8 protein-coding genes are annotated in these 17,718 nt (G+C 47.1%); 3 read left to right on the top strand and 5 right to left on the bottom strand.

Annotated elements, in window-relative coordinates; translation table 11 throughout:
* Positions 1-20: 20 nt before the first annotated feature.
* The 5 genes from J6I44_RS04485 to J6I44_RS04465 all read right to left on the bottom strand — a co-directional run bounded on the left by J6I44_RS04485 (position 21) and on the right by J6I44_RS04465 (position 8,417).
* A complete protein-coding gene (locus tag J6I44_RS04485) occupies positions 21-1,973 on the bottom strand; it encodes a TonB family protein (protein ID WP_265764795.1) in 1,953 nt (650 codons plus the stop codon).
* A gap of 2 nt (positions 1,974-1,975) precedes the next feature.
* Positions 1,976-2,353, bottom strand: a complete 378-nt coding sequence (locus J6I44_RS04480) for a BlaI/MecI/CopY family transcriptional regulator (RefSeq protein ID WP_265764794.1) — start codon at positions 2,351-2,353, stop codon at positions 1,976-1,978.
* A 903-nt stretch (positions 2,354-3,256) separates the two neighbouring features.
* On the bottom strand, positions 3,257-4,384 hold the full coding sequence (locus J6I44_RS04475; protein WP_265764793.1) for a Gfo/Idh/MocA family protein: 1,128 nt from the start codon (positions 4,382-4,384) through the stop codon (positions 3,257-3,259).
* A gap of 16 nt (positions 4,385-4,400) precedes the next feature.
* Positions 4,401-5,252 (bottom strand): sugar phosphate isomerase/epimerase family protein, encoded by an 852-nt coding sequence (locus J6I44_RS04470; RefSeq protein ID WP_265764792.1) that lies wholly within the window; start codon positions 5,250-5,252, stop codon positions 4,401-4,403.
* 165 nt (positions 5,253-5,417) lie between these two features.
* Positions 5,418-8,417 carry a PVC-type heme-binding CxxCH protein gene (locus J6I44_RS04465; RefSeq protein WP_265764791.1) on the bottom strand — a complete coding sequence of 1,000 codons (3,000 nt, stop codon included), beginning with the start codon at positions 8,415-8,417 and terminating at the stop codon, positions 5,418-5,420.
* Positions 8,418-9,082: 665 nt separating this feature from the next.
* Between J6I44_RS04465 and J6I44_RS04460 the strand changes: the two genes are divergently transcribed.
* The 3 genes from J6I44_RS04460 (at position 9,083) to J6I44_RS04450 (ending at position 17,707) form a co-directional block, all read left to right on the top strand.
* Entirely contained in the window at positions 9,083-12,196 is a 3,114-nt protein-coding gene (locus J6I44_RS04460) for a SusC/RagA family TonB-linked outer membrane protein (RefSeq protein ID WP_265764790.1), read from the top strand.
* 36 nt (positions 12,197-12,232) lie between these two features.
* Entirely contained in the window at positions 12,233-13,969 is a 1,737-nt protein-coding gene (locus tag J6I44_RS04455; RefSeq protein WP_265764789.1) for a RagB/SusD family nutrient uptake outer membrane protein, read from the top strand.
* Positions 13,970-14,566: 597 nt separating this feature from the next.
* Entirely contained in the window at positions 14,567-17,707 is a 3,141-nt protein-coding gene (locus J6I44_RS04450) for a SusC/RagA family TonB-linked outer membrane protein (protein WP_265764788.1), read from the top strand.
* Positions 17,708-17,718 lie beyond the last annotated feature (11 nt).

Here is a 17,718-nt window from a genome sequence, read left to right as displayed (position 1 = left end):
TAATAACAGCTTATTTGGAACTACTCAATAGTGATTGTCCCTTTCGATGGCTGGTAGCCGACATAACTGATCGTCAGATTATGCGTTCCCTTGCTTAATCCCTGGATAGAGAATTTCCCGTTTTGATCGGTCGACGAACCTTGGCTGGTGCCCTCCATGATAACATTTGCACCGGCAAGAGGGGCATTATCTTTTGCAGATATGACTTTCCCTGTGATTGTACCATTCTGGTTGGCCTGCACATTTTGGAGTTTCATTGTAGCTCCATCCACTTTGGGCGTTTCTAAATCAACTTTGGGTTCTTTTTTGCTTATAGTAGAGGAAGACCTGAATACGATGGGCAGTGAATACTGTACCCGAACGGCTTGACCACGCTGCCGCCCCGGTTTAAACTTTGCTTGCTTAACCACACGCAGAGCCTCTTCGTCCAGTGATTCGCTCACACCTTTAATAACTTGAGGTCTTTCGACATCACCTTGTTCGTTGACAATAAATTGTACAATAACACGTCCTTCAGTGCCTGCCTTATGTGCTTCTTCCGGATAATTAATCTTCTCGGCGAGTGATTGGAGTCCGCCAATAAGCTCCGGCATCTGTTCGACAGCTACAAAGTAATCATTTTGCTGTGCCTTAGAGTTAGGATCAACCTTTGGTGCAGATGCTGGTTTCAAGTCTGACAAAACTGTTTCAATATCGATGCCGTCATGGAGCTGAATTTTAACAACTCCATTTTGTCCGGATTCACCATATGCATCAGTAGCATTTTGTCCCTTTAAAATGTCAATAGAGTAAATATACTCTGCTTTGAGTCGTGAAAGAGCATTAGGTTCATCCACTTCAGACTCAGTAATAATTGCACCATTTATTACGTACAATGGTTGATTTTTGTCAACTTGCAGATTCAGTTGCGACTGCGCCTCCTGGAACTCAGTATTAGTGATTCCATCCTCGCTGTTGAGATCGCTGCAGGAGATCGTCAGCACAACGAGTGCTGCCGTTGCGAGAGTCATCAGAAAGCTCGATCGAAAGGTGGTGGTTGATATGTTTTGTGTAGACATAATTTGGATGCGTTTTTTTAATGATGAAGGATTAACAGCCATACTCATGGCCAGATTACTGTTTTGGTATTCGCGCTCAGCAAGTTCAAAAAGAAGGCTTGCATATCGTTTTTTTGAAAACTGGGTATCCGCCAGTACCTGTCCGTCACAGGTAATTTCGCGATATTCCTGGCTGCTGCGATATAAGTAGTGAGACAGGGGATGGAACCAGAATAGTGCTTTGACGACCATCAGTACACCATTTAGTAGGAAATCATTATGCCTGATGTGCATCAGCTCATGACGAATAGCCATGGCTGCTTTTTCCGGTTCATCTCTGAGTTCTTCCGGGATGACGATCTTCGTATTCAGCCATCCATAGGTGAATGGAATGCTAACCTGTGGTGAAAAAGCAATAAGCGGATTAATATTTTGAAGCTTTTTATCATTTACTGGTAGATAATGCTCGCCCATCTGTTTCAATGGTTTGAAAGACAGCTGTTGCCCCAGCTTGTTCAACTGTATCCCATTGATGCCTAACCTGAGCAGGTGGTAGCCAATACCGATTGCCAGAAGGGCACTGGTTAAACCAATCCAGAACATAGGATTTAAGAGGCTTTCCCAGAAAGTAGGAATAGCTTGTTGGGCCGTAACGGTTATGGGGCTTTGGATGACAATAAACTTCGTGCCCCCCGCTTGCAATGAAGCAAGGAGTTGTCCCAACCATTCCATGCCGTATGATCCAACGATCCCCAGGGGCAGCGCCAGTAACAGGGCCACTCGGCTGTGATACTGATACACGGGCTGCAGCGATTCGATTTTACGTAATAGCAATGTAATAGGAATGGCAACACCGGTCCATATTACAATTGGAAACCAGATTGGTTTAAGTATTGTTGCACCAAAAGATTGTAGAAAATCGATTAATTCAAACATTGTTAGTCCTCCATGTTGTCAATCATGTTTTTGATATCATTAAGATCGTCTTCCGTAATATTTTTACTCTTAACCAGCGTTTGAACGAGTTCTTTAGGGGAGCCTTTAAAAACTTTATTGACTAAATCTCCAATAAGGTTTGACCGCACGGATTCAGGTTGTTGAGCGGGACTGTAGACGTAAGTAACACCATCTTTACGATATTTCAGATATCCCTTTTCTGCTAAATTTTTCATAACCGTCATAATGGTGGTGTAGGCAACTTCCCGCCTTTCCAGGATGCGGTTACGAACCTGCTTAACGGTAGCTTCTTCCAGTTCCCATACGTGGTGTAGCACTTCCATTTCTGTTTCTCCAAGGGGGGTAAGTGACTTTTTCATAAAGCGTAAATTTATAATTATCTGTCTAGTTGTATTTCCTTAGTACTAATATAATAGTATTGAGATGTAAGTCAAATGTTATTTTAGATATCCCGGCTGTTTACAATAAGAAGGCATGAGCTTTAATAGAAGAAGAGCTGTTGTTAATTAACGCATTATTCGGTTAGAATTGAATGGTGTAAATATTCCGGGCTATTGGGTATTTGTGGCACCTTATCATTGATCTCACCTTCACCTCTGAAATTTTGGGACAGACGTTGTTATCGCCCAATAGCCAGGGACTTGGATGTATTTTTCACTCGTCAGGGGTCTTAACCCTACTTGTTAGGACCCTTAACACGACGTGTTATATCCCATAACCCTAGGTGTTATAACCTCTGACGAGTCGAAGGGGCATGCTTAACTCGTTTTGTAGTGGACCTTGACGAAATGGAAGTACCTCTTAAAGATGAGTAAAAGGCATTGCCACAGAGATTGCGTTGCCGCAGGATCCTCATCTTAATGATAAGTGACCCCATCTTATTCTTCCCCTACGATGCAGGGGAAGAGACGCACTGTTAAAGTTAGAGTTTTTTAAATAAAAGCTCCTTCTCTATCCGATTGTCCCAGAAGGAGTCTGCTGAACAAGATCAACGCTAATATCATGGTGAGTCCCGTCCATACTAAAAGAATATGTAAGTATAGGGAGATCCTTCGACTGCGTCCGTTGGACTCCGCTCAGGATGATATTGCATTTAATTGGAGATTGCGTCAGTCGGTGGAGAGCGCCCCTCTTTCGCAATGACGGTTTCGTATTAAGGAAAGAGCCTACCAAGGTTATTCTAAACACACATATTTTCTTAAAAGAAAAAGGCTTTCCCACCGGTGGGCAGGAAAGCCTTATAGAATAAAATAGAGAGCTTTTTAAGTCAGCGTAAACTCCGGCAGGTGCTTGATCGCTCCACCTTCCATCGCCGACTCATGGGCCAGCAGTCCTACACAGGTCCAGTTGGCTGCTTGTACTGCATTCGGATACGGATCCCGGTCCTCTTTGATGGCTGCGATAAATTCGTGAGCCAAGTGCGGGTGAGAGCCACCGTGGCCGCCGCCCTGTATGAACGAGAGGTGGGCATGTTCGTCGGCATCATAGACGCCTTCCTGGGTAAATTCCTGGATTTCTTCCGGCAATCGGTGACCGTAATCCGGTACTTCCACACGTTCGGGAATTTCCGGTTCGGGCTTCTTGGCGGTATGGATAACTGGATCTTCGCCCTCGATGAGCGGCCATTCGAAGGACTTCTTGGAACCGTAAGCATCGAAGCTCTCGCGGTACTGTCGGGCCGTATCAAAAAGCGATCGGTAAATATGGGCCGACAGATCCGAATCCTTAAGCTTGATGTGGCAAGTTTCCACAGCAAAGGGAGAGTCTGACTTTTCAATAAGGTCATCGCTAATTTTACCCGATCCAAAGCAAGAAACATATTCTGCCTGTGCATTGGTGAGTCCCAATACAGGGCTGACCACGTGGGTGGCATAGTGCATGGGTTTCATGTACTCCCAGTATTCGGGCCATCCTTCCATATCCTGCGGATGGCTGGCCTGCAGGTACTGGATTTTACCCAACTCGCCCTTTTCATAGAGTTCTTTAACAAACAAATATTCCCGGCTGTAAACCACGGTCTCGGCCATCATATATTTAAGGCCGGTTTCCTCCACCGTATCGATAATTTCTTCGCATTCTTCGATAGTTGTTGCCATTGGCACGGTACAAGAGACGTGCTTGCCAGCCCGCAAAGCCATCAGGCTGTGTTTGGCATGCAACTGGATGGGCGTATTAATATGCACCGCATCCACTTTGGGATCGGCCAGCAGCTCTTCGTAGGAAGTGTATCGCTGATCGATGTCAAAAGCATCACCCACTTCATTAAGCTTCGATTCAGTACGCTGACAAATGGCGTACATGTTTACATCCGGATGTTTCTGGAAGATGGGGATGAATTCGGCCCCAAAGCCCAATCCAATAATTGCAATGTTTACTTGTTTATCTGACATAGTGCTTATTGATTTTTTATTGAAATGTTTGCTCTAAAAATTGAAGTCCTTGTTCCGCCAACTCGTCTTGATCTTCAGCCAGGGGTCGCCAGATACAGACCGCATCGGCCAGCTCTTGGTTGTCGGAAGTAAAGCTTTCGATGGATACCACCCCCGAATAATCTACAGCTTCCAATCCGCGCTTAAAACTCTGCCAGTCGGTTTGACCGGTACCGGGCGTGCCCCGGTAGTTCTCAGAAGTCTGCACGTGGATGAGGTCATCACCGGCGGTGCGGATGGCAGCTTCCAAACTTTTTTCCTCGATACTCATATGGAAGCCATCGACCATAATTTTAGCGGCCGGGTGGTTAATATCGTTAATCAGTTGCTTGGCCTGGGCCGTGGTGTTAATCAGGTCCGATTCAAACCGATTGAGCGGTTCAATGGCCAGCTGCAATCCATTGTCAGCAGCCTTTTGGCTAACTTTTCGTAGATTGGTCACGGCTAATTCCCACTCCCGCTTTTTCTGGTCAGGGGATACGAGCCGGGCTTTGCCAACCGCCGAATACATGGGACCGGCAATAAAATCAGCCTCCCAGGTGTCGGCCAAGTGCATCAGTGCGTCTAAATAATCAAAGCACTGCTGATGGATGGATGGATCTTCGTGGGTCAGGTCGCGACCCGGGCCAAAGGCTCCACAAATGACAGCGTCTAGTCCATGCTCATCCAGTGCCTGCTTAACCTGTGGAGCATCAATAACTTCTGGATCCTCCACAGGAATTTCGACCACATCGTAGCCCATTTTTTTTATTGCGGGGAATAATTTTGTTGATTCAGTGGTAAAAGGAGACGTCCAAACCCACGTGCTTATACCAAATTGTATATTCACTATACTGCAAATTTTATATTCAATCTTCTATTAAAAGGTTTTGCGAAACCTTGTTTGTCATCCTGAACAAAGTTGAAGGATCTCCTCTTAGAAGCAATAGCCTATTATCCAGAGACTCTTCGGCAGGCTCAGAGTGACAAGTTTGATGGTTTCGCAAAGCCATTATTATTCTTCGGTGACCGTCATTACACCCTGCATGGTCCGCCAGTGCCCGGGGAAGGTACATACGTAGGGATACTCTCCGGGCTCTTCCGGTGCGGTGAATGTGAGGGTAACGGTCTGGTCCGGGTTAATGAGCGCTGTAGAAAACAGTACTTCCTCCATATCCGGCACGTAGCTCTGCTCGGCGGCATCCGGTTCACCGGCCATTTCGTCTGCTGCTTCGCCCACCTTTTCCAGGGAGCCGGATGCAAGGATCAAAAGATTATGCTGCATGAAATCCGAATTTTTGAAGACTATTTGTACCGTTTCACCCGCTTTGACTGAAAATTCGGTTTTATCAAACTCCAGTTCGTTAATGACCGTCCCAATTTGGATGGTAACATCAGCATCGTCATTGCCTTGAGACTCACTGGCTTCAGCATCCTGTGAGGTTTGTCCGGCCGCTGCTTTGTATCCGTCTTCATGCTTGCTGGCAGCCAGTTTCAGGGCTTCAGCCAACCACTCATCTTGCATGAGGTTCTCATCTTTGCTGAGGGCAAAAAGTTTTTCGCCGATCGTTGTAGAGGTCTCCATTTCAATGGTGGCTAAGATAGCCGCCAGCTGGACCCGGCCGTCAGGATCGGTAAGGACCCCGGAATCCAACAGGGCCTGATTAGCCGCATCGGTTTGGGGCAGCACCTGGATAGCGGCTTTGCGCACGGCTGGAGACGGGTGCTGCAGCGCTCCGGTAGCCGTATCAATAGCTTCCTGGTTAGATTCATCAAAGGCTCCGAGTCCGTGCAACGTCCACAACGCATGTTGGGCCGCCGGATTTAGATCCATCTCATCAACTTCTTCATTTTGGACGAGTTCATATAACTCAGAAAGCACATCCGTTTCACCGCGCTCCACGAGCAGACGCTGGGCGGTCAGTCTCCAGAACATATTGTCGTGGCTCAGGGCTTCAACCAGCGCGTCTGGGTCATCTTTGCTGAGGCTCATTGGTTCGGATGGCTCAGATCCGGTGTAAGTAAGCCGATAGATGCGCCCGTGATCGCGGTCGCGATTCGGGTTTATATGGGCATTCCCATCCCCACTTTCTGCATCATAGCCGCCCCGCTCTTCGCTGGGGGTGGGGTTATGTTGAATAATAAAGTTGTACCAGTCGGCGATCCAAAGGGCCCCGTCGGGGCCCACTTTGGCCTGTACCGGTGAGATCCATTCATCATGGCCGGCAAAAATGTTCCATCCGTCCTTTTCGTTAAAGCCAGCTCCATCTTGCTCAATGATGGCCCGGTGCGTCAGTCCACCGGTAGGTTCACTGACAAAAGCCGTGCGATTCCAATATTCTTTGGGGAACTGGCGGGCCGTATAGAATTGGAAGCCAGAGGCGGCCGTAAATCCACCAAATACATCCACCTGCCGGTAATTACGGGTGATGGGGTGCATTGCGTAGTGGCCGTCAATCTTCTTACGCCCGGCGCTCCACTGCTGCCGCTCAGTGCCTTCCGGCCATTCGTAGTGCTCATAGTATCGTTTGGGAATTCCCATATAAACTGCGTGCGTATTGTTGGCCGTGGAGCCAAACACATCGAAACTTTCGTTAAAACCAAGTCCCCAGGTATTGTTGCTGGTGGTGGTCAGATACTCGAAATTTAGGTTATCAAAGTCAGTGTTAAATTTGTAGAAGCCCTGGGGAAATTTGAGGGAATCCCCGGCAATGGTACCTTCAAATCCAGAATACCCGACGGATCCCCAGATGTTGTTGTCGTAACCATACTGCAGGTGAGAAGGCCCTGCGTGGGTATCAAAGGTGCCCCAGCCTGAGATCACTTTCTGGCGCACATCAGCTTTGTCATCTCCATCGGTATCCTTCAGAAACAGGAAGTGCGGGGCCTGGGAAACCAGCACGCCTCCATTGACAAAGGTAAAGCTGGTGGGGATGTTCAGGCTGTCGGCAAAGACGGTGACTTTGTCGGCCTTTCCGTCATCATTGGTATCTTCGAGAATTTTAATTCGGTCATCGCCTACCCCATCTTCTTCGCGCACGGTATTGGGATAGTCAACAGTCTCAATGGCCCACAATCGTCCTTGGGCGTCCCAGGAGATATCAATAGGGTTGATGATGTCGGGCTCGGAGGCAAAAAGCTCCAGCTCAAAACCAACCGGCACCTGGATATGTTTCTGCGATTCTTCCGGCGAGAGCGGCAGCTGGAACCGGGGAGCGGGATCACGCTCCTCGTAGTTGGGGATATTATCGCGGTCTTCGTATTGTAATTCTGGCATAGAGGAGGCAAATTGCTCCCAGTTAGACCGTACCTGGTCGCTGACTGACCAGATAATTCCGTTCTTCACCAGTTCCTGGAATCCGGGCTGCTCCCATGTGCGCTCGTCGTGTCCATAGGCCGTATAAAAAACCTTGCCATCGCCCTGCGTGCGTACCCAGGTCCAGGGCTCTTCCTCGCGCTCCATCAACACCGTTCGGTTTTCAGAGTTATGTTTGCTGTGGACGTAGGTTTCATCCCAGGTTTCAAATTCCTGAAGATCTTGGGTAATGGGGTGGTCCTTGTTCGTAATAGAAGCGGTAAAAGTGCCTGTGCCATGTTCTTTAAATTGAGCACCGACCAGATCGACAAATGCTTCGGAGTTGCGAAAGCAGAAGCTGGCCGAGTGGATCGGTAGAAATCCGTGGCCCGATTCCACAAAGTCCAGCAAGGCTTCATCCTGGGAGGTACTGATGGAATCATGGTTGGCGTAGAGCATCAAGGCATCATACTTATTTAGATTCTGGGTATTCAAATCCGCCGGATCCTCAGTGTAACTTATATTGATCCCGTCATCAGCCAGTGCGGAAGCCAGGATCGGAGCATAGGCAGCACTATTATGGTGCTCGCTGTCATGGCCGAGAAAAAGCACTTCAATCTTGCGAGGTTGATCATCAGGAATTTGCTTCCCCTGAGATTGGCAGCCAATCGTAATTATTGCGAGGCTAAGAAGTAATCCCCAAAATTTTGTGAATGTCATAATGTCCTGTAGTTAGTTTAAAATAAGTCCCAAAATTGTCTAAATATACACAAGTGTAGCAAATACACTAAAAGAGAGAATATTTTTGAAAGTTGCAAAAAAAAATTGGGTTATTTCGGAAATAAATTGACAAAGCCTTGGAGAGGACTTTGCTCGATAAAAGTCCAATATCAAGAAGAGGTATTATGGGATATAATTACTGAGAAACGATGAAGTCAATTATAAAGGAGATAGAGATATGAAAATTTAAATAAAGCAGTAGCAATAATTGAGTGCAAAATTACCAAGATGCCATTAAGTGTTATACGAACAATTAAATTCAATTTTTAAAAATAGAGTAGTATCCAAGGAGACTAAATCGTATTTATTTTTGCTTATCAAGAAAAGCGAGGTCAAAAAAACTTGATAATAAGTTCATGTTTTTATTTGGCATAATTGCATGATAGGCAGGAGAATAGAATGATAGGTCTTTTTTTAGCAACCCTTGTTACGATGAGCAAATGAAGTAAATGAGTTATATTAAAAATATTTTCAAAATTATTTGCATAAAACCGGGATTTTTTGAAAAATAAAAAGTGTATATAAAACACTTAGACACATTTTGAATTGGATCGCCAATTCAAATAGGGATAACAAAAATACTTAAATATAAAAGATGGGGTGTTATGAGAACATATCTACAGCTACAATATATGGTATTGATGATATGCATTTTAGGCTTGTCATCAACAGCTGTACTTGCACAACAACAAGTATCAGGTACAGTTACAGATGCGAGTACATCTGAAACATTACCTGGAGTAAATATTCTTGTGAAGGGGACTTCGCAGGGGGCATCAACTAATATTGATGGTTATTACGAATTAGAGGCATCCACTACGGATACGCTGGTTTTTTCTTTTGTTGGCTATCAGACACAGGAGATAGCCATTGAGGGCAGGAGTGAACTTGATGTTGGCCTACAGCCACAAGCTTTGATGGGAGAAGATGTGGTTGTTGTAGGATATGGCGAGCAGGAAAAGGTGAACCTAACGGGCTCGGTGGCGTCCGTCTCGACTGCTGAAATGTCTGAAGTACCCGTTCCTACGGTGACACATGCGCTGCAGGGAATGGCACCGGGCTTGCAGCTGCTGGACGGTGGAGATCATCCAGGTCACAACCAGCTAAATTTACTGGTCAGGGGACAAGGTACTCTGGGCCGGGGTGATGACACTGGCGGCGCAGGCGCCTCGCGACCGCTGGTGCTGATCGATGGAGTCGAAGGGAATCTCTCCAACATTGATATAAATGATGTAGAGAATATTTCCGTTCTGAAAGACGCAGCCTCGGCGGCCATTTACGGCTCGCGCGCAGCAAATGGCGTAATCTTGGTCACCACGAAGCGAGGAACGGCCGGCGACCTGCAGGTTACGTATAACGGATACATAGGAACACAGAGCCGTACAGCCTGGCCGGAACGTGTAGACACTGAGACGCACATGCGGCTTGCAAACGTGGCCCGGGAGAATCTTATGAATTGGTGCCTCGACGGTCGCGATCCCAATAATGCGGTTAGTGAGTGTGAATCTTATGACAGTTACCAGCCACGATACACAGATGAATATATCCAGAATACCATCGCGGGAACGGACCCCGACGCTTATCCGGATAATGAATTGGTGGACGAAATTTTCAATCCGGCACGAATGCAGGATCATAACCTGAGTATAGCTGGCGGAAGCGAGGTAGCCCGCTACTCGCTCTCACTCAATTACCTGGAAGAAGATGGATTGATGGCAAATACGGGGCACGACCGGTATGGCGTACGTCTGAACACCGATTTTAATCTGACTGATAAGATATCAGGCGGGGTGGACTTGTCAGCGAATCGTAGTTGGGATATTCTTCCTGCTGAGGAATGGGCAGCGAATTTTTATATCGTCCACGATACGCCGCCCACAATAAGAACCCGGTATTCCGATGGCACATACGGCACAAACTTGTTTGGCCGTAGTTCATTGGCTTCCGCCGAGGTCAGTGGTAACCAGCAGCGGGTGTTCTGGGAGGGTACTGTCACCGGTCGCTTGAACTATCGAATAGCTTCATGGGCAGAAATACAGACCCTGGCTTCTTTTGACTATGGTGCCATGGATTGGGAACGGTTTGTGACCGACCCAAACCTTATTGAAGAGTATCCCGACGACGCATACTACTGGGGACCCAGTTTCGGTGAAAACCGAACCTATACGGATAAGCAAACGACACTCCGTGCTATGATCGACTATGACTATTCGTTTAATGAAAATAATAATATTTCCGGTGTAGTGGGATATGAACAGACCGACGCCAACTTTGAGGAGTTTCGGGCCTGGCGAGATCAGTTTTATAACAACGAACTACGCCAACTCGACCTGGGTAACGAAACGAACGACGGAACACGGGGGTACGGTAATAGTTGGGCACTGCGCTCAGTGTTTGGGCGGCTCAACTACGAGCTGATGGGTCGTTACCTGTTCGAATTCAACGCTCGCTATGACGGATCAAGCCGATTTGCTGAAGGGCACAGATATGGTTTCTTTCCCTCGTTTTCGCTCGGCTGGCGGGTTTCCGAGGAGCCGTTCTTTAACGTGGACTGGGTAGATGAGTTTAAGCTGCGCGGATCCTGGGGCGAGTTGGGTAACCAGAATGTGCCACTGTACTCTTACTATTCTTCCATCAATCTGAGTACTCCGTATCATCTGGGCAACGCCAGTAGTGCACAGTCGGTAGGTGGTGCTGCTACGGATCTTGTCAACGAAGAGCTTTCGTGGGAAACAACGATAGTTACCAATATCGGGTTCGACGCCGCATTTTGGGATAACCGCCTGAGTGTAACGGGTGATATCTACGAGCGGCGCACAGAAGATATCCTCCTGGCCCTTTCAGTCCCCGATATGGTCGGCCTAAACGCGCCCTACCAGAACGGGGGTATTGTCGAAAACAAAGGTTGGGAGGTGTCGGTCGGCTGGCAGGATAATATCGGTGAAGTCAGCTACGGTATCAACGTCAATCTCTCCGATAACCGGAACGAAGTTATCGACCTGGTCGAAACCGGTCCGTATATTGAAGGTGGAAACCTCGGCGGCAGAGTGATTCAGGAAGGTTCGCCCGTCAATGCATGGTACGGTCTTGAGGTTGCAGGTTTATTCGACTCATACGAACAGATTGATAGCTACGGTGCACATGTTCCGGGAGAAGAAACCCGTTTGGGCGACCTTATGTATGTGGACCAGAATGACGACGGGGTTATCAATGAAGCGGATCGTAAAGTGATCGGTAATCCCAACCCCCATTATATCTATGGCGTGAATGTTAACGCAGGTTGGCGAAACTTTGATTTCAGTGCGCTCCTTCAAGGTGTAGGTAAGCGGGATCAGTACCTGGGCCTCGGCTTTGCGCAGGGCCCGGTTTGGGAAAACTATACGTCGGAGTGGCATAAAGACTACTGGAGGCCCGATAACCAAGACGCACGGCACCCCGCATACTACTCCAACGTGAACCGGAATTACTACACGACAAACTCCTGGTGGATCTTGGACGGGAGTTTTATGAAGCTGCGTAATGTTCAACTCGGCTATACACTACCCCAGGATATTGTCAGCCGTATAGGGATTCAACGCCTGCGACTGTATGCAACCGGCAAAAATCTATGGATGACAAATAATTTGGGTATCGGTCTGGATCCTGAGTATCCATGGACGACCGGTGATTACACTCCACAGACGAGGGTGATCAGTATAGGCGCCAACATTAGCTTCTAAATGACCAAGACTATGATTGATAAAAAAACCAAGATTATGACTTACAAGATAACGAAGACAACGAATGTATTGCTTGCAGGCATACTGCTTCTATGTATCGCTCTTGGAACCACGGGGTGTGATGAGGGCTTCCTGACTACAGAACCGACAGACAGGGTATCATCAGCAACCTTCTGGACCAACGAGCGTGATTTTAACACCGCCCTTAATGGTGCATATAGCCAGATGATGGGGCAGGGTGATGACCCAATGTACTTTGACGGTACCACAGAGATCGGTTACTCCCACGCTGATTGGAGACGTCAGCACGAGTACGTAATGGGGCGTGCCAATGCTCTGTCCGGCTGGTCAGGTGGTATTTGGAGCCAGAATTATACCGGAATAAGTCGCTCCAATGAGATTCTCGCACAGCTCGAAGCGGTAGGTGGAGAGGTGCTTTCACAGGAAACCGCTAATCGGATTCGCGGTGAGGCCCTGTTTTTGCGCGGATATTTTTATCACGAACTGCTGTGGATGTATGGTGGGGTTCCAATCTTCACAAGCGTTCCGACTGTGGAAGAGGCGCGCAGCGTGAGCCGTGCTTCGCGGGAAGAGGTGTATAACCGTATTACCTCAGACCTGTCGGAAGCAGCAGGTTTGCTGCCTTCTGCCTCCGATTTAGCGTCCTCCGATTACGGTCGTGCTACCCAGGGAGCTGCCTTGAGTTACCAGGCTCGGACCGCCTTGTACGAGGCGAGCTGGCAAGAGTACCAGGAAGGCAACCAAGGTCGTGCTAACGAGTTATATAGCGCTGCTGCCGATATGGCTCAAGAAGTGATGAATCTCAATGAGTATAGCCTGCATCCCAACTTTCGGGATCTTTTCACTTACGCAGGTGAGCAAAGCGAGGAAGTTATTTTCGATTACCAAAAGGTTGCTGGCCAGAATGGCTGGCCGGCCTGGGCCGATTTTGCACCTAAAACTATGGGCAGCGAGGTTAATGTTGCACCGACGCGGGAGCTGGTTGATAAATTCCCCATGGAGGATGGTCTGCCCATTGACGAATCGCCGATGTACGATGATTCTCCGCCGGAGATCACCTATAGCAACGGTGAACCGATGGTACAGACGCTCGGTATGTATGCAAATCGAGATCCACGGTTCTATGGAACAGTCCTGTTTCCAGGTGCTGAATTCAATGGAATTGTTTATAACTCATATCCGTCATGCGAAAGTGGAGCGCCAGATGGCTACTGTAGTCCGACCGGCAATAGGATCCTGCTAACGGATTACAATAACACCTACACCGGCTATACCGCCATGAAGTATGTAGATCCACAGGACGCTTCGTCTCCAACTAACAGTGGTCTCAATTTCATAAAGATGCGGTATGCCGATATTCTGCTGATGTATGCAGAGGCGAAGGCTGAGCTGGGTGAGTTGGACGCGTCAGTGCAAACGGTGCTTGAAGAGATTCGTGACCGGGTGGACATTCCCCTGCCTGTCGATGTCACCACAATGTCGCAGGAGGAGGCTATTGAATTCATCCGCAATGAGCGGACGATCGAGCTGGCCTGGGAAGGCCTGCACTTGGCGGATATCCGCCGGTGGGCGACTGCTGAGGAAGTGCTAAACGGTAGCACTCTTGGGATTAATATCGCCAGCGGTAGCGACATGGAGCCTGTACCAGGGCAACACGTGCGGTCGTTTGAGGCCCCGCGAGACTATTTGTGGCCGATCCCATCGGGCGAGCGGGACCTGAACAATAACTTAGAACAGAACCCGGGATACTAAAGACTGGTAGCACCGTGTTTTTAAGCTTATTGTAAACATCAATTTAAGATAGAGGCCACCGGCATGTGTGCTCTATCTCCAATAGAATAGAAGGTGCAGTCCATTTTCGAAATGGGCTGCACCTTTCTTATTGGTGAGTGCTGGAGTAGCAAGACTTCTCAAGAAGAGTGCCTTATATAGAGGAAATCTTGAGAGAGGATTTAGGCGTCAGGTATCCACATTTTTAAGTGTGTTTCGAACAATTAATAAGTGTTTTACCGAAAAAATAAGTTTAACTGAAATAAATCTACGGGTAATATTTTGGTTATTTAGGTTTTTTTAAAAAAAATTATCTCTTTTTATATACAATAGTAGAAATGCGTAAATAATTGATATATAGTTATTTATAGCATTTATGTGTTTGTCTTTTTGAGGTGTATAGGTACTTTTCTTGTAAGCAAGTATATCGGAAGGAATAAATTTCTTGCAATTATTTGCATCAGTTTTACAGAATGTTTTAACATAAGAAGTGTATAAAAAACACTTTGTAATATTTTGAATTGAATAGCCAATTCAGGTAGGAAAAAATAATATCTAAACACACAAAAATGGGGTTCTATGAAATCATATTTACAACTGAAATGCCTGCTGTTGGTAGTAGCCGTCTGGGGTTTATCAACAGGAGCTGTATTTGCACAACAGGAAGTTTCGGGAACAGTGACCGATGGTAGTACATCCGAGTCGCTGCCCGGTGTTAACATTCTTGTGAAAGGTACTTCCCAGGGGACATCAACTGGTGCGGATGGAATGTACCAATTGGAGGTTTCTTCTCTGTCAGATACACTGGTCTTTTCATTTGTAGGATATCAAACGCAAGAAATACCGATAAACGGAAGAACAGAGATCGATATTACACTTCAACCACAGGCTTTGGTTGGCGAAGACCTTGTAGTTGTTGGATATGGAGAACAAAGCGAACAAAGTGTGACCGGATCCATTAGCTCTGTTGAGTTTGGCGATCTGGAAGAAACGCCCTCGGTGACTACAGGAGATGCTTTGGTAGGTAGAGTGCAGGGGGTAACGGCCCGGCAAGCAGATGCCCGCCCTGGTTCGTCTCCACAGATTGAAATCCGGAATATGGGCGACCCTCTCTATGTTATTGACGGGGTACCTTCCTCAGAAGGAGACTTTGCACAGTTGGGGCAGGGAGATATCGAAAGTATCTCAGTCCTGAAAGATGCCTCAGCAGCCGTTTACGGAATTAGGGCCTCAAGCGGTGTTGTACTTGTGGAAACGAAAGATGGAGGGTATGGAGAACAGACGGAAATAAATATTGACGGCTATTACGGTTGGCAAACGTTTACGCGTTATCCACAACCTGCTAATGCTTACCAGTTTGTACGAGGCAAGCTGTATGCACAACAGAATCGGGGTGAAAATCCCAACTATCTGGGGATAAATTCTTCTGAGCAGTTGAGGGAATGGCGCAACGGCGATGATTATAAAAGCTATGACTACTATGATATTGTCATGGAGCCAAGTGTTCCCCAAAACCAGCTAAGTGCCAGTGTTTCCGGTGGGTCGGAATCGATAAGCTATTATTTATCGGCCACTCGTCTGGGGCAACAAGCAATTATAGATGATTATAGCTTCAGCCGGAATAACATTCAGGCGAATATCGAAGGTACCATTTCTGACCGACTGACAATTGGAACTCAGATAAGTGGTCGCATCGAGAATCGCCAACAGGTAGGGGTCCCGGGGCTGGATGACTATTTTAATCCTTTCCTGAGTATTTCCACAATGTGGCCTACCGAATCGCCCTATGCTAATGATAATCCCAACTATGTAAACGGCGATGTTCACAACATTAATGTAAATCCGGCTACGTATACCGAAGATGTAACCGGGTGGATTGATGATATTTGGCGCGAGGCTAAGGTAAACTTATACGCAGAATATGATTTTGACTTTGGACTGAGTCTTAAGGGAACCGGTTCCTACGGATACGGAGCATGGGATTTTGACGGTTTTGAATATACCTACAATGGTTATGTCTATAACGAAGAAACCGATGAATATAATGCGGTGCAGGGTAATGATAATCCCTGGAGAGAACGCCGATGGAGAAACGAGATTAACCGCTTCTTCCAGTTTCAGGCGAACTATGAAGCTGATTTTGGCAAACACAGTATCGCGGCTCTTGCTGCTTATGAGCGATCGGACTACCGGGGGGATGAGCAGCGGGTGCACACTGTGCCAGATAATAACTATGTAAATATCATGAGTTTCGATAACCAGGATATCTTGGTTCATGATATCGGTAAGTCAGCCCATGCTGGTTATGTTGGTCGGGTGAACTATAACTTCGATGAAAAGTATCTTGTTGAGTTTGTTGGTCGTTATGACGGTTCCTTCCTCTTTCCATCAGAAAGTCGCTGGGGCTTTTTTCCGGGCGTTTCGGCCGGATGGAGAATTTCTGAAGAGGATTTCTTCCAGGAGGCGGTTGGAAGTACCATTACCAATTTAAAGCTGCGGGCTTCTTATGGTCGTACGGGTAGTGAAACCGATTCGGGAGGCAATTATCTAATTAGTCCCTATAGCTACCTCGCGGGCTATAACTTTGGAGGGGATTCCGGAAGTTCTGTCCTGGATGGCCAATATTATGCAGGTGTAGGACCGAGAAATCGTCCAATAACAAACTTTAGCTGGATTACAGCCATAAGTAAAAATATCGGTCTAGATGTTTCATTTTTTGAAGATCGGCTTTCGGCAACTATAGATGTGTTTGAACGTGAGCGCGATGGATTGCCCGGAACGCCGGAAGACGAAGCTATTCCCTCAGAGCTGGGGTATAATACACCGATACAAAATCTGAATTCCGATGTGACACGGGGCGTTGAAGGTTCGGTTTCCTACCAGGGACAAGTGGGAACCGATATTAGCTATCGTGTAGGCGCCAATGCTACCATATCTCGCTGGCGGCAACAAACCGACTATAACTTCCGGGCAGGTAACTCCTGGGACGAGTATCGTAATTCAGAGATTGGTCGCTGGTCAGCTATTACTTGGGGGTATCAGGTTATTGGCCGTTTCCAATCGCAGGAGCAGATCGATAATTATCCTGTAGAAATGGATGGGCAAAGCAACACGACGGCTATGCCCGGCGACTTTATCTATAAAGATGTAAATGGTGATGGTATTATCACCGGGCTGGATCAGCGTCCCATCGGTTATGCCCAGGGTTGGAATCCATATACCAGTTTTGGTTTAAATGGAATGTTTTCCTACAAGGGGGCGAGTTTAAGTTTTAACTTTGCCGGTGCCGCCATGCAGAGTTATACCCGTAACTGGGAGCTTCGCTATTTCTTCCAGAACAACGGAAACTCACCAGAGTTTATGTTGACTGATCGCTGGCACCGGGCCGATCCTTTCGATCCCAGTAGTGAGTGGATCGCTGGCGACTATCCCGCTAACAGGGGGGCAAACTATAACCACTATAATTATGAATCTAACACCTATTGGACCCATAATATCTGGTATTTGCGCCTGCAGAACCTGCAAGTAGGGTACGATCTGCCGAAAAGTCTTTTATCAAAAGTAGGAGTGAATTCTCTGAATGTGTATGTCCGGGGAACCAATATATTCTCTTTCGATAATATGAAGGACTATGAAATTGATCCGGAGATTTCAGCAGAAAACGGCTTGGTCTATCCTCGTCAGAGCTTGTACAGTATTGGCTTCAATATCTCACTTTAATACAAATAAAC

It is taken from the genome of Fodinibius salsisoli (genome assembly GCF_026229185.1).
In the GTDB taxonomy this organism is placed as follows: Bacteria; Bacteroidota; Rhodothermia; order Balneolales; family Balneolaceae; genus Fodinibius; species Fodinibius salsisoli.
This window is presented reverse-complemented; position numbering and strand designations above follow the sequence as displayed.

Excerpts from the sequence above, each read along its gene's own strand:
- J6I44_RS04485 (WP_265764795.1), bottom strand. The coding sequence starts at position 1,973 with ATGTTTGAATTAATCGATTTTCTACAATCTTTTGGTGCAACAATACTT.
- J6I44_RS04480 (WP_265764794.1), bottom strand. The coding sequence starts at position 2,353 with ATGAAAAAGTCACTTACCCCCCTTGGAGAAACAGAAATGGAAGTGCTA.
- J6I44_RS04475 (WP_265764793.1), bottom strand. The coding sequence starts at position 4,384 with ATGTCAGATAAACAAGTAAACATTGCAATTATTGGATTGGGCTTTGGG.
- J6I44_RS04465 (WP_265764791.1), bottom strand. The coding sequence starts at position 8,417 with ATGACATTCACAAAATTTTGGGGATTACTTCTTAGCCTCGCAATAATT.
- J6I44_RS04460 (WP_265764790.1), top strand. The coding sequence starts at position 9,083 with ATGAGAACATATCTACAGCTACAATATATGGTATTGATGATATGCATT.
- J6I44_RS04455 (WP_265764789.1), top strand. The coding sequence starts at position 12,233 with ATGACTTACAAGATAACGAAGACAACGAATGTATTGCTTGCAGGCATA.
- J6I44_RS04450 (WP_265764788.1), top strand. The coding sequence starts at position 14,567 with ATGAAATCATATTTACAACTGAAATGCCTGCTGTTGGTAGTAGCCGTC.